This is a genomic window from Streptomyces sp. NPDC046870 (assembly GCF_040704595.1).
Lineage (GTDB): Bacteria > Actinomycetota > Actinomycetes > Streptomycetales > Streptomycetaceae > Streptomyces > Streptomyces argyrophylli.
The window spans coordinates 334164-354470 of the sequence record NZ_JBEYXM010000008.1 but is presented as its reverse complement, the minus strand read 5'-3'; the positions used below and the strand labels follow the sequence as shown (position 1 = coordinate 354470).

Annotated in this window: 16 protein-coding genes; 3 read left to right on the top strand and 13 right to left on the bottom strand. The window is 72.1% G+C overall.

Annotated features, from left to right (window positions below; all coding sequences use genetic code 11):
- Positions 1-161 precede the first annotated feature (161 nt).
- Positions 162-1598 (bottom strand): endo-1,4-beta-xylanase, encoded by a 1437-nt coding sequence (locus tag AB0946_RS20665; RefSeq protein WP_366762072.1) that lies wholly within the window; start codon positions 1596-1598, stop codon positions 162-164.
- 701 nt (positions 1599-2299) lie between these two features.
- On the opposite strand from AB0946_RS20665, the gene AB0946_RS20660 reads away from it, so the two are divergent.
- Positions 2300-3724 carry a non-reducing end alpha-L-arabinofuranosidase family hydrolase gene (locus AB0946_RS20660; RefSeq protein WP_366762071.1) on the top strand — a complete coding sequence of 475 codons (1425 nt, stop codon included), beginning with the start codon at positions 2300-2302 and terminating at the stop codon, positions 3722-3724.
- Positions 3725-3847: 123 nt separating this feature from the next.
- Here the strand turns inward: AB0946_RS20660 and AB0946_RS20655 are convergent, their stop codons facing one another.
- Entirely contained in the window at positions 3848-5101 is a 1254-nt protein-coding gene (locus tag AB0946_RS20655; protein WP_366762070.1) for an MFS transporter, read from the bottom strand.
- A gap of 254 nt (positions 5102-5355) precedes the next feature.
- On the opposite strand from AB0946_RS20655, the gene AB0946_RS20650 reads away from it, so the two are divergent.
- Together AB0946_RS20650 and AB0946_RS20645 are read left to right on the top strand one after the other, a co-directional pair.
- Positions 5356-7848: a phospholipase D-like domain-containing protein gene (locus AB0946_RS20650; protein ID WP_366762069.1), complete on the top strand. Its 2493-nt coding sequence runs from the start codon at positions 5356-5358 to the stop codon at positions 7846-7848.
- A 172-nt stretch (positions 7849-8020) separates the two neighbouring features.
- Positions 8021-8716: a phosphatase PAP2 family protein gene (locus AB0946_RS20645; RefSeq protein ID WP_366762081.1), complete on the top strand. Its 696-nt coding sequence runs from the start codon at positions 8021-8023 to the stop codon at positions 8714-8716.
- Between the two features lie 7 nt (positions 8717-8723).
- Here AB0946_RS20645 and AB0946_RS20640 read toward each other — a convergent pair whose 3' ends face one another.
- From AB0946_RS20640 to AB0946_RS20590, 11 genes are read right to left on the bottom strand one after another with little or no spacing between them, the layout of a single operon-like run.
- On the bottom strand, positions 8724-10049 hold the full coding sequence (locus AB0946_RS20640) for a glutamate-1-semialdehyde 2,1-aminomutase (RefSeq protein ID WP_366762068.1): 1326 nt from the start codon (positions 10047-10049) through the stop codon (positions 8724-8726).
- Positions 10050-10056: 7 nt separating this feature from the next.
- Positions 10057-10608, bottom strand: a complete 552-nt coding sequence (locus tag AB0946_RS20635; RefSeq protein ID WP_366762067.1) for a dTDP-4-dehydrorhamnose 3,5-epimerase family protein — start codon at positions 10606-10608, stop codon at positions 10057-10059.
- Positions 10605-11831, bottom strand: a complete 1227-nt coding sequence (locus tag AB0946_RS20630; protein WP_366762066.1) for a polysaccharide pyruvyl transferase family protein — start codon at positions 11829-11831, stop codon at positions 10605-10607. The genes AB0946_RS20635 and AB0946_RS20630 overlap by 4 nt, the downstream gene beginning before the upstream one ends.
- Positions 11828-12775, bottom strand: coding sequence for a glycosyltransferase family 2 protein (locus tag AB0946_RS20625; protein WP_366762065.1), 948 nt, complete (start codon positions 12773-12775; stop codon positions 11828-11830). Before AB0946_RS20625 ends, AB0946_RS20630 begins: the two co-directional genes overlap by 4 nt.
- Positions 12772-14100 (bottom strand): hypothetical protein, encoded by a 1329-nt coding sequence (locus AB0946_RS20620; protein ID WP_366762064.1) that lies wholly within the window; start codon positions 14098-14100, stop codon positions 12772-12774. Before AB0946_RS20620 ends, AB0946_RS20625 begins: the two co-directional genes overlap by 4 nt.
- Positions 14097-15380 (bottom strand): DUF4910 domain-containing protein, encoded by a 1284-nt coding sequence (locus AB0946_RS20615; protein WP_366762063.1) that lies wholly within the window; start codon positions 15378-15380, stop codon positions 14097-14099. Before AB0946_RS20615 ends, AB0946_RS20620 begins: the two co-directional genes overlap by 4 nt.
- Positions 15368-16393: an SDR family oxidoreductase gene (locus tag AB0946_RS20610; protein WP_366762062.1), complete on the bottom strand. Its 1026-nt coding sequence runs from the start codon at positions 16391-16393 to the stop codon at positions 15368-15370. The genes AB0946_RS20615 and AB0946_RS20610 overlap by 13 nt, the downstream gene beginning before the upstream one ends.
- A 3-nt stretch (positions 16394-16396) precedes the next feature.
- The gene (locus AB0946_RS20605) at positions 16397-17044 is read right to left on the bottom strand and encodes a PIG-L deacetylase family protein (protein ID WP_366762061.1); all 648 of its coding nucleotides are present in this window, start codon (positions 17042-17044) and stop codon (positions 16397-16399) included.
- Entirely contained in the window at positions 17041-17835 is a 795-nt protein-coding gene (locus AB0946_RS20600; RefSeq protein ID WP_366762060.1) for a glucose-1-phosphate cytidylyltransferase, read from the bottom strand. Before AB0946_RS20600 ends, AB0946_RS20605 begins: the two co-directional genes overlap by 4 nt.
- Complete coding sequence (locus tag AB0946_RS20595) at positions 17832-19082, bottom strand: class I SAM-dependent methyltransferase (protein ID WP_366762059.1); 1251 nt, start codon at positions 19080-19082, stop codon at positions 17832-17834. Before AB0946_RS20595 ends, AB0946_RS20600 begins: the two co-directional genes overlap by 4 nt.
- Entirely contained in the window at positions 19083-20306 is a 1224-nt protein-coding gene (locus AB0946_RS20590; RefSeq protein WP_366762058.1) for a glycosyltransferase, read from the bottom strand.
- Position 20307 lies beyond the last annotated feature (1 nt).

The following is a 20307-nucleotide window of genomic DNA, read 5'->3' as shown; positions in this document are numbered from 1 at the left end:
CTCCGCGGCCGTGCCGCGCAGTATGACGACGGCGAGGTGGCGCGTGGGTCGCCGCCACGAGGGCGGCGACCCGGGACCGGCGACGATGTGCGGCCGGAGCGGGCGGGAGAAGCCGCGCCGTGGGGCGTGACCGCTTCACCCTCCCGTGTGAGGCGGCCCCGTCAGGTGCGGGTCCAGTGCTGGTTGCTGCCGTTCGAGCAGGAGTAGAGCTGGATCAGGGTGCCGTTGGCGGTGCCGCCCCCGACGGCGTCGAGGCAGAGTCCGGACTGGACGCCGACGATGGAGCCGTCGGAGTTGAGGCGCCATTTCTGGTTGTCGCCGCCCCAGCAGCTGTAGATCTGCACCCGGGTGCCGTTGCCCGTGCCGCCGGCGTCCAGGCACTTGTTGCCGTAGACCTTGAGCTCACCGGCGTCGCTGAGCGTCCACTGCTGGTTGGCGGCGCCGTTGCAGTCGTAGAGCTGGACCTGCGTGCCGTCGGCGGTGGCGGCGTTGGGCACGTCCACGCAGCGGCCCGAGCCGACGCCCTTGATCTGGGTTCCGCCTCCGGTGGGAGGAGGCGTGGTGGTGCCGCCGTTCAGCGCGTTGAGGACCGAGGTGTAGGCGGGCTTCTTGCTGCCGTCGCCGTTGAACAGCAGCGGCGTGTCACCCGACCGCCAGGAGTCGCTGTCGCGCACGCCCCAGACGGTGATGCCCAGGCAGCGCGAGACGGCCAGGCAGTCGTTGGTCACGGCGGCGTAGGTCGAGGACGACGCGCCCTGGATGTCGAGCTCGGTGATGGCCACGTCGACGCCGAGGGCGGCGAAGTTCTGCAGCGTGGTGCGGAAGTTGCTGTTGTACGGGCTGCCGCTGTTGAAGTGCGACTGGAAGCCGACGCAGTCGATCGGCACGCCGCGCTGCTTGAAGTCGCGGACCATGTTGTACACGCCCTGGGTCTTCGCCCAGGTCCAGTTCTCGATGTTGTAGTCGTTGTAGCAGAGCTTGGCCGACGGGTCGGCGGCGCGCGCGGTGCGGAAGGCGACCTCGATCCAGTCGTTGCCGGTGCGCTGCAGGTTGGAGTCCCGGCGCCCGCCCGAACCGTCGTCCGAGAAGGCCTCGTTCACGACGTCCCACTGGGCGATCTTGCCCTTGTAGTGGGCCATCACGCCGTTGATGTGGTCGATCATCGCCTGGCGCAGCGTGCTGCCGCTGAGGCTCTGCATCCAGCCGGGCTGCTGGGAGTGCCAGGCCAGGGTGTGACCGCGCACCTTCTTGCCGTTCTGCACGGCCCAGTTGTAGACGCGGTCACCGTTGGTGAAGTTGAACTGGCCCCGCTGCGGCTCGGTGGCGTCGATCTTCATCTCGTTCTCGGGCGTCACCATGTTGAACTCGCGGTTCGCGATGGTCGTGTAGGCCGAGTCGCCCAGCCTGCCCGAGGCGATGGCGGTGCCGAAGTAGCGGCCGCTCTGCGCCGCCGCGGCGCCGAGCGTGCTCTCGGCGGCGTGTGCGGCCGGTGGCGCGACCAGTGCGGTGGCCGCACCGAGGACGCCGACGACCAGGGCCAGCAGCAGGCCATGGATCTTCCGGCGGAGAAGGGGTCTGGGAAGGGCGTACGAGCCCATGAGTGTGCCTCCGAGGTAGAAATCACGGATGGACTGAAGCGGGGGGATCGCGCCGTCCGCTCCCGTTCGGCTGCCGCACCCGGGCGGCCGTCGGGTGACGTACGGGGGCGGGCGGCGGCGTCGCGACACAGGCACGGGTACTCCCTTGCGGCTCAGCCGGGGGCCGTCGCACGGCGTCGTATACCTCGCCGACTGCGCGAGGAGCCGGGATGCGCAGGTGCGAACCTCACCGGAACGAAACGGGGTGGCGCGGGTGCTGTGGTGCGCTGATCTGGCCGGTGTCTCAGACAGGGATGATTGAGGTGGCGACCGGGGATCGTCAATACTCGTCACAGAAAAAATTTACGATCGCTGTACGAAACTTTCGACGCCGAAGGATCGAATGCCGGGCCCTCAACTGCCCTATTCCAGGCGAGCCGTGACCTCACGAGCTTGCAGGAGAGGGCGGCCGCGACGGGCCTGCGTCCGCTGACCGGCGCTGAGGAGAGCGAAGCATTTCGGCCTTTGCGGCGAACCATGCGCGAAGTGTTGACGCCGTTCGTCACTTCTCTATCATTCGGGTTGCTCGAAGCTTCGACACATGTTCGATATAGCGAACACCGTGATTTGCTCGATCGCGCGTGCAGGGAAAGTCCAGGCACATGCATGTCATGCGCCTGTCATACCGACGCTCCGGCTACCCAAGGGTGAGGAAGTACTCCATGCACAGAGGAAGTTTCAGCCGCAGGCACCCGTCCGCGGTGCTCGCCGCCGTGGCCACGGCTCTGGCCGCGCTGGCGGCGATGCTCGTCGCCGGCCCGGCCCAGGCGGCTTCCAGCGGCGCCCTGCGGGGTGTTGGTTCCGGCCGGTGCCTCGACGTGCCGGGCGCCAGCCAGACCGACGGCACGTATCCGCAGTTGTACGACTGCTGGGGCGGGACCAACCAGCAGTGGACGCTGACGGACGGCAACGAGCTCACCGTGTACGGCAACAAGTGCCTGGACGTTCCGGGCCACGCCACCGCGGCCGGTACCCGGGTGCAGATCTGGACCTGTTCCGGCGGTGCGAACCAGCAGTGGCGGGTGAACTCCGACGGCACGGTCGTCGGTGTGGAGTCCGGGCTGTGCCTGGAGGCCGCGGGCGCGGGCACGGCCAACGGCACGGCGGTGCAGATCTGGACGTGCAACGGCGGCAGCAACCAGAAGTGGACCGGCCTGTCCGGGACCACCCCGCCGGACGGCACGTGCTCGCTTCCGTCGACGTACCGGTGGACGTCGACGGGTGCGCTGGCGCAGCCGGCGAACGGGTGGACCGCGGTGAAGGACTTCACCACCGTCACCTACAACGGCAAGCACCTGGTCTACGCGTCGAACGTCTCGGGGTCGTCGTACGGCTCGATGATGTTCCAGCCGTTCACGAACTGGTCGGACATGGCGTCGACCGGCCAGACCGGCATGAGCCAGGCCGCGGTGGCGCCCACGCTGTTCTACTTCGCGCCCAAGAACATCTGGGTGCTGGCGTACCAGTGGGGTGCCTGGCCCTTCATCTACCGCACGTCGAGCGACCCCACCAACCCCAACGGCTGGTCCGCTCCGCAACCGCTGTTCACCGGGAGCATCTCCGGCTCCGACACCGGCCCGATCGACCAGACCCTGATCGCCGACGGCCAGAACATGTACCTGTTCTTCGCCGGTGACAACGGCAAGATCTACCGGGCGAGCATGCCCATCGGGAACTTCCCGGGCAACTTCGGCTCGTCCTACACGACGGTGATGAGCGACACGAAGGCCAACCTCTTCGAGGCGCCGCAGGTCTACAAGGTGCAGGGCAAGAACCAGTACCTGATGATCGTCGAGGCGATGGGCGCGAACGGGCGCTACTTCCGCTCCTTCACCGCCTCCAGCCTGAGCGGTTCGTGGACCCCGCAGGCCGCCAGCGAGAGCAACCCCTTCGCGGGCAAGGCCAACAGCGGTGCCGGCTGGACCAACGACATCAGCCACGGTGACCTGGTCCGCAACAACCCCGACCAGACGATGACCGTCGACCCCTGCAACCTGCAGTTCCTCTACCAGGGCAAGTCCCCGACCGCGGGCGGCCCGTACGACCAGCTGCCGTGGCGACCGGGCGTGCTGACCCTGCAGCGCTGAACCGGCCCACGCACCCAGCCGGCGGCCGGCTCCACGCCGATGGGGCCGGCCGCCACCTTCACCAGCGGTCGAGGGACCCCGCACCGCACCAGGCGGCGCCGGGCCCGACCGGCGTGCGGCCGCTCACTCCGCCTGGTCCGGCAGCGTGCGCATGCCCGGCACCGGGGCGAACACCAGCGGCAGGCAGCTCAGCACGCCGCCGACGACGGCCAGCCAGAGCGCGGTCCGCAGACCCAGCCACGTGCCCAGACCACCGGCGGCCAGCGCGCCGACGGTCCGCACCCCGTTGATGAGCCCCAGGTAGGCGCCCTGCACCCGGGACCGCATGCGGTCCGGTGTCAGGGCCTGCTGGATCGAGGAGCCGGCGATGTCGCAGAGCATCAGGCCCATGCCGGAGAAAAACTCGGCCATGACCACCAGGCCGAACGCCACCCACTTGTCCGGCGTCGCGAACGGCACCAGGGCCAGCGCCCCGGGGAAGACCACCGAGCCGAGCAGGAACGTCGGCCCGATGCCGAGGCGCCGGGTGAACCAGCCGGTGACGAAGGAACCCAGCAGCGCGCCGACGGCACCGAGGCCGAGGGCCACACCGATCATTCCGGACGTCAGCTTGAGTTCGCGTGCGATGAACAGCAGGAAGAGCGTGAAGTAGACCGTGTAGAAGAGGTTGAGCAGGCCGCCGCCGACGAACCTGGCCCGCAGGACCGGGGTCCGGGAGACGAACCGCAGCCCGTCCCTGATGTGCGAGGAGGACTTCTGCTTCTCGGGAGCCGGCTCCTGCGGGGACACCGACCGCAGCAGGAACGCGGATCCGAGGAAGGACAGCACGTCGGCGACGAGCGCCCCGGGTGCCGACACGATCTGCACGAGCACACCGCCGACGCTGGGGCCCACCACCCAGGAGAAGGAGAAGCTGCCGCGGGACAGCGAGGTGCCCTGCACGTAGTCCTCGCGGTCCACGAGGGCGGCGAACAGGCTGTTGCTGGAGACGTTGAACAGCATGGCGAGCGTGCCCGTCACGAAGGCGACCACCCACAGGTGGGGGAGCGTCAGCGCGTCCAGCGCGTAGGCGACGGGCACGGTGAGCAGCACGGCCGCCCGTCCCAGGTCGCAGAGGATCATCGTGCGCCTGAGCCCGCCCCGGCGGTCCACGAAGCCGCCCACGTGCAGCGCGAACAGCAGGTTCGGCAGGGAGACCAGGGCCCCGAGGAAGCCCATGCCCGCGGCGGAGGCGTTCAGCGCGAGCACCGCGGTGAGCGGGAGCGCGATCGTGGACACCTGGTCCCCGAGGAAGGAGATGGTCTGCGCCGTCCAGAACCTGCGGAACGCGACCTGGTGCAGCAGTCGGGGCAGGCGGGCCATCAGCTGATTGGTCATGCATAACCATTTCGGTCGCGAAGAGGCGGCTGCCGAAGCCGTCGGCCTGGCCGCGACATTGTTCCCGCACGATCCGGTGCAGGCAAACGCCGTCGGACGCCCGGGCGTTCGACTGACCAGATCGCGCCATCCGGCGCCGAACGCCCTGCGCCGATCGCGGTGCGGACACCGCCGGCCGTCCGACTGTCATGAACGTGATCAGGCGCGCCTTAGGATGGCTCGTCCCCCAACTCACGCGGAACCAGAGGAAACAGATGGGCAGACAGACAGCGCGCCTCGCGGCACTCGCCGTCCCCCTCGCGCTCGGTGCGGCACTGCTCGCCCCGGCCACCGCTCAGGCGGAGACCGTCGTCTCCGGCAACTACACCGCGGTGTTCAACTACCCGACGCCCACGACGTACGACTCCTCGATCAACACGTCGGTCGGCAGTCTCATCGATCTCGCGGCGCCCAACTCGACGCTGTACATGGGCATGTACTGGTTCAACAGCTCGGACCTCCAGGCGAGGCTCGCCGCCGCCCAGAGCCGCGGTGTCACGCTGCGCATCATCTCGGAGTCGGCGAACCGCGCCAGCAGCAACCTGGACGGTCTGACCCTGACGGGCAACTCCAGCCTCACCTGGTGCTCCCGCGGCTGCCTGGGCAACGGCTCGGGCGACACGAACGCCATCGACCACGACAAGTACATCGTGTTCGACGCGCTCACCGACGGACGCACGAACGTCGTCTGGCAGAGCTCGCAGAACCTCGCGGGCGGTCAGGACGGCGAGATCAACAACGCGGTCGTCGTGTCCGGCAACGCGGCCCTCGCCTCCCGCTACCGCGCGCACTTCAACGACCAGATCAAGCACGCCGGCGACAGCTCGCACACCACGTACGACTACACCACCGGCGACCCGAACTCGCCCGTCGAGGCGTTCTTCTTCCCCCGCGACACCGCCTCGGACGCCGGCCACTACGGCAACGCCGACATCCTCGCCTCGTTCATCGACAAGGTCGACTGCTCGATCGACGGCAAGATCAGGATCTCGGCGGCCGAGCTCGACCAGCGGACCACCCGCCCGGCCGTCTACGACGCCCTGAAGGCGAAGCGGTCCCAGGGGTGCAGCGTCGACGCGAACGTCCGCGACCTCAGCAACGGCGGTGGCAACGACGGCGTCAACGACCTGACCGCCCTCGACATCGCGGCCTACGGCAACCGTCCCGGCGGGTGCCGCTACAAGTCCTCGGCGACCGCCTCCTGCAACCACGGCACCACCCACTCCAAGTACCTGCTGACGGAGTGGACGAAGGCCGACGGCACCAAGGTCCAGCACGTGTACACGGGCTCCCACAACTGGACCGCGGGCTCGCTGAAGACGAACGACGAGACGCTGCTGCGCATCGACGACCCGGCGGTCTACCAGGCCTACGTCGCCAACTTCAACAAGGTGCGGTCCGGTGCCGTTGACATCGACGCCTCGAAGTACGGCTCGACGTCCCAGCACTACTCACGGGTCAACGTGCAGACCGACGGCGACCAGCACTACAGCGCCATCGCCTCCGGCGGCACCTCGTCCGTCTACACCGCCGTGGTGTACGAGCAGGGCGACCGGCACGACGCCTCGGACACCGAGCTGGGCACCGACGTGTACATCCGCATGTACAAGGACGGCGTCGCGCTGTGGAACGAGAAGCTGCTGAGCAACAGCGGCACCTCCGGCAGCACGACCTGGTCGCACCAGAAGCCCGACGTCGGCGTGGACGACCAGGGCAACGCGGTCGTCGCGTGGGCCAAGGACGACGACGGCAACAAGTACGCCGACATCGCCGTGGTCAAGGTGGCCCCCGACGGAACGGTGACCTCCCTGCCGCGCCCGCACGCCTCCGGCAGCGGGGACCAGCTGCGGCCGACGGTCGCGGTGGCCGGCGACGGCTCCTACACGGTCGCCTGGGAGAGCACCGCCGACGGCTCCACGCTCAACCAGGTCTACGCGAGCAGCTGGTCCGGTACCGGTGCGCTGCGCTACCAGGACGTCCAGGTCAGCACGATCAACTCGGGTGCGGCGGGTTCGAACCGGCGCCCCGACGCGGCGATCGACGACGCCGGGAACACCGTGATCGTCTGGGAGGAGGACGCGGACGGCAACGGCGGCCTCAACATCGGGCTCGCCAAGCTGAACACCTCGGGCGGCTTCGCCGTGGCCCGCAAGGTGGCCAACTCCCTCACCGACGGCCAGCAGACCGTTCCCGCGGTGGCGTCGGCGGGCGACGGCCGGTTCGTCGTGGCGTGGACGGACGAGTACACCACCGGCACCGGCACGCCGGTGCGGCCGCAGCGGATCTACCACCGCGTCTTCTCCGCGGCCGGCGGTGCCGCGGCGGCCGAGCAGCGGACCACCGAGGACGGCACCGGCAGCGGCCCCTACGTCGACGACCAGCGGCCGATCTCCGACCAGGACGTCGCCGACGTGGCCGTCGCCGACAACGGCAGCTTCGTGGTCGCGTGGAAGGAGGCGTTCGACGTCAACATCGGCGGAACCCTGTACGCGGGCAAGGACGACGTGTGGGCCCGGGGCTTCAACGCGGACGGCACGACGACCGGCAGGCTCCCCGCCTACCGGATGAACGTGGTGACCGGCGGCGGCCAGGGCGGCCCGGCCGTGACCCTCGCCGCGAACGGCCGGCTCGCGCTGACGTACTCCGACGACTACGACGGCAACGGCTTCAACGAGATGCGACTGCGGGACGCCTTCGGCAACTCCTGAGTCCGGCGGGAGTGGGGCGTGCCCCACTCCCGTCGCTTTCCGGCGAACGGGATCCCGTGCCTCCCGGCCGCGCTGTTGGCTAGGGTGGCTGATGGCTCCCGCGCGGGCCGGGCCGGACACGACGGGGGGCTCGTCGGTGGGGAGTTCGCAGCAGCAGAAGCCGGAGGCCGGTGTGCGCGGTCACGCGCACCCCGGCCCGGGCCGGGGCGCGCCCGAGGTGCTGCCCCCGTCGCTGCGCGTGCGGCTCGGACCGGTCGCGGTCCTCGCCGCGCTGGTGGTCGCCGTGCTCGGGGTGCTGTACTCCGGCCACGGCGAGTCCGGCACGGTGGACAGGTGGATCATCCCGCCGACGGCGGACAGCGTGCGGCCGCCGTGGCGGTACGTCGCCCTGGCCCTGGACTGGCTGGGGGAGCCCCTGGGAGCGGTGCTGCTCGTCGTGGCCGCCGTGACCGGCTGCCTGCTGCTCCGGCGTCCCCGGGGCGCGGTGCTCGTCGTCGCCGTCGTCGGTGCGGCCGTGGGGACGGCGACCCTGCTCAAGCACGTGGTGGGACGTACCATCCACGGCGACGGCAACCTGTCCTACCCCAGCGGGCACACCGCCTTCGCCACCGCGCTCGCCTACGCGCTGGCGCTGCTCGCGGCCGGCCGTCCCGGCCCCGGCAGGACGGCCGGCGCGTCACCCGTGCTCGCCGCGGCGCTGGGGGCCGGCGCCGCCATGGGCTGGGCGGAGGTCGCCCTGAGCGCGCACTACCCGACCGACGCCCTGGGCGGCTGGTGCACCGGGCTGGCGGTGACACCCGCGACCGCGTGGCTGGTCGACCGGACGGCCGGCCGGCTGCCCGGTGCCGGCCGGCGCGGGAAGAACTGACGCTACGTCAGGCCAGTCGCCGGAACACGGGCTTCACCGGTCGTCCGCCCAGCCAGGGAGTGGGGTCACCGGCGTCCAGTGCCTTCCGGTACACCGCGCACGCCTGGGCCACCACGTCGACGGTGTGGTCGATGTCGGCCTCGCTGAGCGCGCTGCTCACCACGAACGACGGGGCCAGCACCCCGCCCATGAGGAGCCGGCGCAGGAAGAGGGTGCGGTACCGCTGCGACGGCTGCCCCTTCTCGTCGAGGGTGGCGAAGACCAGGTTGCTGGCCCGGCCCCGGACGACGACGTGGCCGCCGACGCCCATGGCGGCCGCGGCCTCGCGGACCCCGGCGGCCAGCCGCTCGCCGAGCGCGTGCAGCCGTGCGGTGACGCCCTCCTCGACGTAGGTGGCGAGCACGGCCATCGCCGCGGCCAGGGAGTGCGTCTCTGCGCCGTGCGTGGTGGACAGCAGGAACACCCGGTCGCCGGAGTGCCGCAGTCCGCCCCGTTCCATCAGCTCCCGGCGCCCGGCCAGCGCCGAGACGGCGCAGCCGTTGCCCAGCGCCTTGCCGAACGTGGACAGGTCGGGGACGACGCCGTACAGGCCCTGGGCGCCCGCCTCGGACCAGCGCAGGCCGGTGATCATCTCGTCGAATACCAGGACACAGCCGTGCCGGTCGGCCAGCTCGCGCAGGCCGGCGAGGTAGCCGGGCGGCGGCTCGGTGTGGGTGGCGGGTTCGAGGATCAGGCAGGCGACCTCGCCCTCGTACCGGGTGAGCAGCTCCTCCGTGGCGGCCAGGTCGCCGTAGGGGAACGCCACGGTCAGCTCGGTGGTCGACTCCGGGATGCCGGCGGACATCGGTGTGGTGCCGATGAACCAGTCGTCGACGGAGAAGAACGGATGGTCGGCGCAGAGGGCCACCCGTGGGCGCCCGGTGACGGCGCGGGCGAGGCGCACCGCGGCGGTGGTGACGTCGGAGCCGTTCTTCGCGAACTTCACCATCTCCGCGGTCGGCACCGTGGCCAGGAAGCGTTCCGCTGCCTCGACCTCGACGACGGACGGCCTCACGAAATTGGCGCCGCGGTCGAGTTCCCGCCGTACCGCCTCCGTCACACGCGGGTGGGCGTGGCCGAGGCTGACCGACCGCAGGCCGGAGCCGTACTCGACGTAGCGGTTGCCGTCGACGTCCCACACGTGGGCGCCGCGGCCGTGGCTGATGACCGGGGCCAGGTCCTCGGGGTACTGGTCGTCACCCTTGGCATACGTGTGCGCGCCCCCCGGTACCAGGGCGTGCAGCCGTTCGTTCAGGGCCCGCGAGCGGGGCAGGCGGAACTCTTCGGTGTCCAAGCCGGCTTCACCCTTCCATGTGCTTCAGGACCTCGGCGAGGCTCGGCGCCTCCCGGTCGCGCTGGGACATCGACGTGACCGGCAGCGGCCACGGGACGGCGAGGTCGGGATCGTCGAAGGCGATCGTGACGTCCTCGGCCGGGTCGTGCGAGCGGTCGATCCGGTACGAGGTGTCGGCGGTGTCGGTGAGCGCCTGGAAGCCGTGCGCGCACCCCGCCGGGACGTACAGGCTCGCCTGTGTGTCGCCGGACAGCTCGAAGAAGGCCCGGCCCAGGTAGGTCGGCGAGGCGGGCCGCAGGTCCACGACGACGTCGAAGATCCTGCCGTACGAGCACCGCACCAGCTTGGCCTCACCGGCGCCGGAGCGCAGGTGCAGGCCGCGGAGCACGCCCCGGACCGAGCGGGACAGGCTGTCCTGGACGAAGGCGTCCGGGTCGAGACCCACCGAGCGGACCACGTCGGCGTCGAAGGTGCGGCAGAAGAATCCGCGCTCGTCGGCGTACGGCGTCGGCTCGAACAGGTACGCGCCGTCGATCTGGGGGACTTCGGTCGCCTTCATGAGGCCTCCTGCCGGGCGGGGGAGTGGGCACGGCCGGCCGCCGGGAACAGGGCCGTGGTCAAGGCGGTGAACTGGTGGTCGAGCCGGCGGGCGGCGGCCTGGTTCCGCTCGGCGAGGACGCGCCGCAGCTCGGCCGATCGCCCCTCCAGCTCCCGGAACCGTGCGAGCAGCCGGTCGGCGTCGAGCGCGCGCGCCGGGTGGCAGTACGTGTCGAGGCCCATCCGCTCCATGAGCGCCTCGCTCTTCGCCGCGTAGGTGACGGCGAGCGTCGGCGTCCCGGTCCGCAGCGCGCAGATCAGGTTGTGATACCGGATCGCCACCACGGTCTCGGCGGCCGCCGTCTCCTTCATCAGGTCGGCCAGAGAGGCCGTCTCGGCGGCGGTGACCAGCGGTGAGTCCACCGCGTCGAGGATCGCGGCGACCACCGGCGCGTCGCACGCGTCGCCGGTGAGCAGCCGGACCGCCCGGCCCTCCTCGGCCAGCGCGCGGACGAACCGGATCGTCCCCTCCAGGTAGCGCCGGTGGATCTCCCCGGCCCGGGCCCGGTCGTCGTTGCCGCCGTGGAAGTCCATGACCCCGACGCAGACCGGGCCCGGCGGGTCCGAGGGCGCGTGGGGTCCCGGTGCCGGCAGGGCGAACGCGAGGTCCGGGTAGACCTCGTCGCGTGAGGTGTCCACGCCCATCGCCCGCATCGCGTCACGGGACTGGGCGTCCCGGTACGACCGGTACGCGGCCAGCCGTGCCGACCAGCGCACCAGGGCCCGGGTCGGCCGGTCGCCGATCGTCGCGGCGCCGACGCTGACCAGCGCGACCGGCGTGCCCAGCAGCCGGCCGCTCGCGCAGAGCAGGAACAGCGCGTACGGGAAGCCCCACGGCCGCAGCGGCAGCGTGGCCTCCAGCACGCCCATGCCCGGCACGATCACCACGTCGTGCCGGCGCACCCAGGCGGCGGTGCGGAAGGCGTCGACGAGTTTGCCCAGGCCCTTGGACACGATCGCGCCCGCGCGCGACGCGGTCCGGTACTCCCCGCGGTACCAGTGCAGCCGCGTCGCGGGGATGCCGAACCGGGCCGTGACCGCCTCGGGGCCGCCGCACAGCGCGTCCACGACCGCCCGCGGGTGCTCGGCGCGCAGGTAGCCGAGCACGGCCTCCAGCGACCCGTCGTTGCCGAGGTTGCCGGAGCCGAGCAGGCCGAACACCCCGACGCGTGGCGCGGTCCTCATGCCCGCCGCCCCTCACGGCCGGCGACGAGGGCGTCGACCGAGACGGTGAGCCCGGCCGGGTCGACCGGGGCGCGGTCCTCGACCCGTTCGCCGGCGCCCGGCCGGGCCCGGCTGGTCATCCACGCGGCCAGGTGGCGGTAGCAGGCACGCCGGTCGGCGGGGGACAGCGGCGCCCGCCGGATCGCCGAGACGAAGCCCCAGACGTACTCGGCGAGCAGCCGGGGCGTCGGGTGCAGCGGGCCGGCCCGGCGCGGGTCCAGGTTGACGCACCGGGCACGCTTGGACGGGTTCGCCCGCTCGGCGCGGGTGGGGTGGTCGCGGCGGAAGTACAGCAGCTCCGGCACCTGGTGGAAGGGCCCGTGCAGGCCGATCTCGGCGACGAACGTGCGGTCCGCGTGGTGGTAGCTGTCCATGGGTCTCACCCGGCGCAGCACGTCGGCCCGGATCACCCCGTAGAAGTCGTCGCCGCCGGGCTCGAACAGCATGCTGCGGAAGCGCTCCGGCGCGTGCGGGGAGGCCGTGGCGAGCGTGTACTCGTACGGGACCTTCACCCGGCCGTCGGCGTCGATGACCGCCTGGTCGGCGTGCGCGAGGATCACGTGCGGCCGCTCGTCCAGCGCCTCGACGCAGCGCCGCAGCAGGTCCCGGCCGTACAGGTCGTCGTGCGAGGCCCACTTGAACAGCTCGCCGCGGCACTCGGCGAACACGAGGTTGTGGTTCGGGGTCGCGCCGATGTTCCGGGGCAGGCGGAGGTAACGGATGCGGGAGTCCTTCGCGGCGTACGCGCGGCAGACGTCCTCGGTCCCGTCGGTCGAGGCGTTGTCGGAGATGACCAGCTCGAAGTCCTCGTAGGTCTGGCCGAGCAGGGCGTCGAGCGACTCGGCCAGGTACTCCTCGCCGTTGTAGACGGGCAGGCCGATGCTCAGCCTGGGTCGGTCGGTCATGTGGTCCTCACTTCGGGAACGGAGTGGTGGTGCCGCTCGCGCAGGGCGGACCGCAGCTGCAGCCACCACACGGCCGAGCCGCTGACGGTCGCGGCGGCGACGCCCCAGGCCGAGCCGACCGTGCCCGCGACGGCCGCCCCGCCGAGCCCGCCGCCGACGTAGCAGGCGGACGCGAACAACTGGGAGCGCAGGCTGCGCCGGGCCGCGCCGAGCGCGCGCAGCCCGGCCGCGGCGCCGGTGCCGAGGCCCGCGCCGGCGACGCTGAGGGTGATCGGCACGATGAGCTGCGAGGCGGAGTGCCAGACGCCGCCCAGCACGAGGTCGCCGAGCCGTTCCGGCAGCGGCAGCAGCGACCCGCCCCACAGCAGCGCGGCGGCGGCCTGCCCGCCGCCCAGCAGCAGGCAGAACGGGCCGAGGCGGTGCGGGGCCTGCCGCAGCACCCGTGCCGCCTCCGGGACGGTCACCAGCGACAGTCCCATCAGCACGGCGAGGAAGGGGCCCATCAGGAGCTCGGCGCCCCGCACCGCGCCCACCGCGCCGACGCCGACGATCGCGCCGAGCCCGTACGCCCGCAGCTGGCTCGCGCCGCTGAGGCTGACGTTCTCGACCAGGTAACGGGAGCCGAGGTCACGGTGCTCGCGCAGCCACGCGCGTGCTCCGCCCGCCTCGGGCCGGATCCCCGACTGCAGGCAGCCGTACCCGGCGGCCACCGCGGCGGAGGCCCCCCAGGCGAGGACGAACGCGGCCACGCTGCCGACGCGGGCCGCCAGGACCATGGCCGGGACGAGCGCCACGCACCACACGAGGTCGTTGACGAAGGCCTTCCGCCCGGCACCGGCGGCGAAGAACGAGAACCGCCAGGCATCCTGCAGCAGCAGCCCCGGCAGCACGACGCCGAGGCAGGCGAACGCGGGCCCCACCCGGCCGCCGAGACCGAGCCCGGCCACCAGGCACACCGTGCCGATGGCGGCGCCCACGCCGAGCGCGGTACCCGAGGACCGGGCCACCCCCGCGCGCCAGGACGCCTCGGGCACACCGCTGAAGCGCACCACGAGGGGGTCGGTGGCAAGGCCGCGGGAGACGTTGAGCACCACGCCGTAGGTCACCCAGGCGAGGCTGAACACGCCGAACGCGGTCACCCCCAGCGAGCGGGCCACGTAGATGCCCACCGCGAAGTTGCTGATGCTGGAGGCCGCCTGGTCGGCGAGCCCCCAGGACAGCCGGCCGGCGACGGCCCGCCGGGCGGAGCGCCGGGCGTGCGCGGCCCGGGCCGCCGGTGGCGCCGTCGGCTGCGGATTCTCCCCCTCGGTGGTCATCGGCGTCATGCCTTGATCAGCCCGGCGCCGTGCAGGGCGTCGGCCGCGGCGGCGACGGTGTCGAACGGCAGCCCGGACCGCTCGGTGACGTCCAGCAGGCTGTGCTCGCCGTCGGAGAGGCTGAGCACCCAGAGCATGGCCATCTGGGCCTGCTGGGTGTCGCTGCGGCCGCCGAGCGCGTCGTACAGTCCCCGCCGGCCCAGCTGCGGTTCGCCGTAGGGGCTGAGGTTGACGTACCGCCGGTCGCGGTCGAGGACGGCGAACGCCTCGCGGCAGACGGCGAGCGTGTCGGCCATCGCCTCCGGGGAGACGAAGTCCAGGTCGTCCGCCGAGGTGTGGTACTCGGGGTAGCCCGCGTACGGCGTGCGGGTGAGCGAGCCCACCCCGAGGTCGAAGCCGGGCGAGCAGTACTGCCGCTCGTCGTAGCCGTAGGGCGTGAACTCGGTGACGGTGTGCGGGCGTTCGGAGGCGGCCAGGACGTGCCGCATCACCCGGTCGATCTCCGCGTCGCCGCGCCTGCTCTGCTTGTACGTCAGTTGGCCCGGGTCGCCGGCACAGGCCAGCACCAGCCCGTGCCTGACCCGGTCCACCCGCTCCGCGTTGCGGGCCAGCCAGGTGATCGCCCCGATGGTGCCGGGCGCGAAGACGAACCGGTAGGTGTGGTACGGCGTCTGCCGGGCCAGCGCCCGGGCCAGGAACGTCGCCACCGCGATGCCGGCCAGGTTGTCGTTGGCCAGCGACGGGTGGCAGACGTGGCAGGAGACGAGCACCTCGTCGGGGACCTGCCCGGGGACCACGTGCTCGGCGTAGCTGAGGTGGCCGTCGGCGAGGGTGGAGTCGATGCGGACCTCGTAGTCGCCGTCCTCCATCGCGTCCAGGGTCTCCTGGGCCAGGCAGAACCCCCAGTCCGGCTTGTAGTAACTGGTGCGGTACGGCACCCAGGCCGGGTGCTCCGGCAGGGTGTGCAGGTGTCCGCGCAGTTCGGCCAGCGGCATCGTCGCCGACACCGGCACGCTGTAGCCGAGCACGTGCAGGCTGGACGCGGCGAAGTCGACGACCCGGTTCCCGGCGGCGTCGGCGATGTACGCGTCGCGGATGTTCCACTCCTGCGGCACGGTCCAGTCGAGCACCTGCGTGCCGGTCGGCACCTCGTGCCGCTGGAGCGGGATGTACTCCCCGACGATGTCCAAGGTGGCGCGCACACCGTCGCCGGTGATGCTCCGGCACAGCGGGTACATCCGCTCCACCAGCGCGTACATCTCCTCGCCGGGCCCGGTCACGGGCGCCACCGCAGGGTGTCGTCGACGGCGCCGGACGCGGACGCCGCGCGCAGCACGGCGAGGCGGGTGAAGCGCTGCTCGAAGTCCTCCCGGGTGAGGCCGAACGACCTGTAGGCGTCGGCGAGTTCGAGCGCGCCCCGCTTCACCGTCCACTCGCAGTCGAAGCCGGGCACCGCGGCGCGGAAACGGGAGAAGTCCACCCGGTACGACCGCGGATCGGCACCGGTCTCCCCGGTGATCACCACCTTCGCCCCGGACACCGCCTCGGCGACCTGCCCGGCGATCTCGGCGACGGTGACGTTGTTGGTCTCGCTGCCGATGTTGAACGCCCGGTCGTGCACCGCCTCCCGCGGCGCGCTCAGCGCGGCCGAGAAGGCCCGCGCGATGTCGGCGGCGTGCACCAGCGGGCGCCAGGGGGTGCCGTCGGAGAGCACGAGGACCTCACCGGACAGCAGGGCGTGGCCCACCAGGTTGTTGAGCACGATGTCGGCGCGCAGCCGGGGCGAGTAGCCGAAGGCGGTGGCGTTGCGCATGTACACCGGGGTGAAGTCGCCGTCGGCCAGGGAGCGCAGGTCGTCCTCCACCCGCACCTTGGACTCCGCGTACGGCGTCACCGGGCGCAGCGGGGCGTCCTCGGCCACCAGGTCGTCGCCGCCGGCGGCGCCGTAGACGGAGCAGGTCGACGCGTACAGGAAGCGCCGCACCCCGGCGTCGCGGGCCAGCCGGGCCAGCCGCACGGACGCGTGGTGGTTGATGTCGTAGGTGAGCTCCGGTGCCAGCGATCCCAGCGGGTCGTTGGAGAGCGCGGCCAGGTGGATCACCGCGTCCATCCCGGCCAGGTGGTCGGCCGTGACGTCGCGCAGGTCCACCCGGTGCCCCGGCGGGTCGGCGGGCGCGGGGCCCAGGACGCAGTCGGCGAACAGGCCGGAGTCGAGGCCGACGACCTCGTGCCCGGCGGCCGTCAGGACCGGCGCCATGACGGTGCCCAGGTAGCCCTGGTGCCCGGTGAGCAGTACGCGCAAGGTTCATTCCCCCAGGTCGAGCGTGAGTTTGGTGACGGCGAACGCCTCGGCGTAGCGCTCGTGGCATTCGATGCCGCGGATCCGGGCCAGGCCGAGGAAGGCCTCCCGGTCGTACCAGGGCCGGTGCCGCTGCGAGGGGTAGTGCTCCTGCAGCAGCCGCACCTTTCGTTCGGCGGTCTCCGGTGACAGCGGCTGGTAGGCGGACGGCCGGCCGAGATCGCCGTCCCACTTGACGATCTCGTAGCCGAGGACCAGGTGGTCGCGGAACGCGGTGGGTACCAGCCGGGCCAGGCCGCGGTGGTCCTGGTGCGCGTCGTCGGTGCGCGGGGCGAGGACCAGGTCCGGGTCGGTCCGCTCGCGCAGCTCCTCCACGGCGGACTTGGCCTCCTCCCAGTGCGCGGGAAGCCGGCCGTCCGGCAGCTTGTGCACGGTCAGCCGCAGGTCGGCGCCCGGGCAGAAGGCGGCGAGCGCGGCCCGCTCCTCCTGCTCGCGCTCGCCGCCACCGCCGGAGAGCACCAGCGCGTCGACACGGACACCCGGCCGCGCGTGGCACAGCGTCAGCAGCGTGCCGCCGGCGCCGATGGCGATGTCGTCGCAGTGCGCGCCCACCGCGACGATCCGCTCCAGGCGTCCCGCCCCCAGCCGGATCACGCGGTCACCCCCGCGCCGTCCCGCTCCCACACGGCCCACGGACGCTCGCCCCGGGCGTAGGAGGCGTCGAGCGCGGCCCGCTCCTTGACGGTGTCGGTCGGCTTCCAGAAGCCGCGGTGCCGGTGCGCCACCAGCCGTCCGCGCTTGGCCAGCTGGGCGCACCCGTCGGCGACCAGGTCCCCGTCCTCGGGGATGTGGTCGAAGACCTCCTGGCGGAGCACGAAGTAACCGCCGTTCTCCCACAGCGGCAGTTCGCTCACCGCGGTGATGCCCCCCACCAGGCCGTCCTCGCCCAGCTCCACGCAGTGGAACGACGACTGCGGCGGCACCACCATCATCGACGCACCGGCGTCGCGCCGGGCGAAGTTCTCGATCATCTCCGGCAGCGGGGCGTCGGTGAGCACGTCGGCGTAGTTGGCGAGGAACATCTCGTCGCCGTCCAGGTGGTGCCGCACCCGGCGCAGCCGCTCCCCGATCGGCGACTCGATGCCGGTCTGCGCGAACGTGATCGTCCAGTCCGAGATGTCGGTGGACAGCAGCTCGGTCCGCCCGCCCCGCAGCACGAAGTCGTTGGACGTCGTCTCCTCGTAGTTGAGGAAGAAGTCCTTGATGTGGTGGGCCCCGTACCCGAGGCACAGGATGAACTCCGTGTGGCCGAAGTGCGCGTAGTAGCGCATGACGTGCCAGATCAGCGGCCGGGGACCGACCATCGCCATCGGCTTGGGCACGTCGTCCGCGGCACCGCTGCGCATCCGCATCCCGTAACCGCCGCAGAACAGAACGACCTTCATGCTGTGACCTCTCGCGACGCGGCCTCGACCATGCTCAGTTCCGGGATGGGGAAGACCAGCCGGCCGCCCCAGTCGTGCACGTAGGACAGCTGCTCGACCAGTTCGGCCCGCAGGTTCCACGGCAGGACCAGCACGTAGTCCGGCTTGTCCGCGGCGATCTTCTCGGGCGGCAGGATCGGGATGCGGGTGCCCGGGGTGAACCTGCCGTGCTTGTAGGGGTTGCGGTCGACCGTGTACGCGAGCAGGTCCGGGCGGATGCCGCAGTGGTTGAGCAGGGTGTTGCCCTTGCCCGGGGCGCCGTAGCCGACCACCGTCTCGCCGCGCTCGGCCGCCTCGACGAGGAACTTCAGCAGGTCCCGGCGCACCTTGGCCACCCGCGTGGAGAACTCGGCGTACCCGGACAGCTCCTGGAGCCCGGCGGCCTTCTCCCGGTCCAGCACGTCGGCCACCCGCCGGGACGGCTCGCCGGCGACCTCGGCCGGCCGGGCCCACAGCCGGATGGAACCGCCGTGCGTGGGCAGCAGCTCGACGTCCACCAGCGCGAGTCCGCCACTGGCCAGCGCCCGGATCGCGGCGGCGACCGTGTAGTACTGGAAGTGCTCGTGGTAGATCGTGTCGTACTGGTTCTCCTCGATCAGGGTCAGCAGGTGCTGCACCTCGATGGAGACCCAGCCGTCGTCGGCGACCAGGGCGCGCAGTCCCCGGGTGAACCCGACGACGTCGGGTATGTGCGCGTACACGTTGTTGGCCACGACCAGGTCCGCCGGGCCGTGCCCGGCACGGACCGCCGCGCCGGTGTCCGGGCTCAGGAACTCCGTGAGCGTGGGCACACCCGCGTCCCGGGCCGCGGCGCCGACGTTGACCGACGGCTCGATGCCGAGGCAGCGGATCCCCCGGTCCACCACGTGCTTCAGCAGGTAGCCGTCGTTGCTCGCGACCTCGACCACGAAGGCGTCCGGGCCGAGACCCACCCGCCGCACGGCGTCGGCGACGAACGTGCGCGCGTGCTCCACCCAGGACGTCGAGTACGACGAGAAGTACGCGTACTCCTCGAACGTCTCCTCCGGCGTGATCAGCGGCGGGATCTGCGCGAGCCAGCAGTCGGTGCAGACCCGCAGGTGCAGCGGGTACGTCGGCTCCGGCTGGTCCAGTCGGTCCGCCGCGAGAAAGCTCTCGCACGGCGGCGTCGCCCCCAGGTCGACGACGCTCACCAGCGCCGCCGAGCCGCAGAGTCGGCATCGTGTCATCTAGTGCCCCCCATTGGTTCCGTCCCCCCTCGATTGCGCCCGCCCCGCGATCGCGGCGCGGTACTCCTCTTCCAGGCGCTCCAGCCCGACGGCCGGGCTGAAGCCCTTCTCGTAGCGGCGCCGGGCCGCCTGGCCCATCTCCCGGCCCAGCTCCGGCAGGGTCGCGATGCGGCGGATCCGGTCCGCGAGCGAGGCGGGGTCACCCGGCCGGTGCAGCAGCCCGGTCACCCCGTCCTCGACGAGTTCGACGAAGGCGCCGTGACCGGCGGCGACGGCCGGCACGCCCGCCGCCATGGCCTCAGCGACCACCAGGCCGAACGTCTCCATGGCCATCGACGGGGCCACCACGGCGACCGACCGCGCGACGGCCTGCCGTACCCGGGCCGGTTCGAGCAGACCGGCGTAGCGCACGTCGTCCCGGCCCGCCGCCCACGCGGTCACCTCCCGCTCCAGCGGCCCCGCGCCGGCGAGCACGAGCGGCACGCCCACACCGCCGTCCGCCGCGATCTCGTCCCACGCGGCCATGAGCAGCCCCACCCCCTTGGCCTCCGCCAGCCGGCCGAGGAAGAGCAGGTGCTCCCCGTCACCCTCCCGGCAGGCGCCGGGATCGGGTACGAAGTTGTGCTTCACCGTGAGCAGCCCGGCCGGCAGGCCGGACCGCACCAGCACGTCGCGCTGCGCCTCGGAGATGCACAGGAACCGCTCCACGCCGGACCACCACCGCCGCCGGTTGACCGCCAGGCTCACCGCGAGCGGCACCGTCGCGAGACGGGAGTCCCGGTAGCAGCCGTGCCGGACGGCGGGCAGCGGCACCGCCGGGCCGACGCACTCGGTGCACAGCCGGCCGTTCCGTTGCAGCGTGCCGGGCGGGCAGACCTGGGTGTAGTTGTGCAGCGTGGCGACGACGGGCACGCCGGCGTCGGCGCAGGCGGCGAGGACCGCGGGCGACAGGAGCGGGAAGACGTTGTGGACGTGCACCACGTCCGGCCGCTCGGCGCGGAGCCTGGCGGTGAGCTCCCGGCGCACCGCCGGGTTCCACGGCACGAGCAGCGGCACCGCGACCTTGCCGGGCAGGGACCGGCCGGCGATGTCGTCGCTGCGCCGCTCGAACACCTCGGCCCGGTGGCCGGCCGCGCGCAGCAGTGCCACCTCCTCGTCGACGACCCGGTTCTCGCCGCTCGGCTGTGCCGAGGAGTAGCGGTTGTGCACCACGAGGACGTGCATG

Excerpts from the sequence above, each read along its gene's own strand:
- AB0946_RS20665 (WP_366762072.1), bottom strand. The coding sequence starts at position 1,598 with ATGGGCTCGTACGCCCTTCCCAGACCCCTTCTCCGCCGGAAGATCCAT.
- AB0946_RS20660 (WP_366762071.1), top strand. The coding sequence starts at position 2,300 with ATGCACAGAGGAAGTTTCAGCCGCAGGCACCCGTCCGCGGTGCTCGCC.
- AB0946_RS20655 (WP_366762070.1), bottom strand. The coding sequence starts at position 5,101 with ATGACCAATCAGCTGATGGCCCGCCTGCCCCGACTGCTGCACCAGGTC.
- AB0946_RS20650 (WP_366762069.1), top strand. The coding sequence starts at position 5,356 with ATGGGCAGACAGACAGCGCGCCTCGCGGCACTCGCCGTCCCCCTCGCG.
- AB0946_RS20635 (WP_366762067.1), bottom strand. The coding sequence starts at position 10,608 with ATGAAGGCGACCGAAGTCCCCCAGATCGACGGCGCGTACCTGTTCGAG.
- AB0946_RS20630 (WP_366762066.1), bottom strand. The coding sequence starts at position 11,831 with ATGAGGACCGCGCCACGCGTCGGGGTGTTCGGCCTGCTCGGCTCCGGC.
- AB0946_RS20625 (WP_366762065.1), bottom strand. The coding sequence starts at position 12,775 with ATGACCGACCGACCCAGGCTGAGCATCGGCCTGCCCGTCTACAACGGC.
- AB0946_RS20620 (WP_366762064.1), bottom strand. The coding sequence starts at position 14,100 with ATGACGCCGATGACCACCGAGGGGGAGAATCCGCAGCCGACGGCGCCA.
- AB0946_RS20600 (WP_366762060.1), bottom strand. The coding sequence starts at position 17,835 with ATGAAGGTCGTTCTGTTCTGCGGCGGTTACGGGATGCGGATGCGCAGC.
- AB0946_RS20595 (WP_366762059.1), bottom strand. The coding sequence starts at position 19,082 with ATGACACGATGCCGACTCTGCGGCTCGGCGGCGCTGGTGAGCGTCGTC.
- AB0946_RS20590 (WP_366762058.1), bottom strand. The coding sequence starts at position 20,306 with ATGCACGTCCTCGTGGTGCACAACCGCTACTCCTCGGCACAGCCGAGC.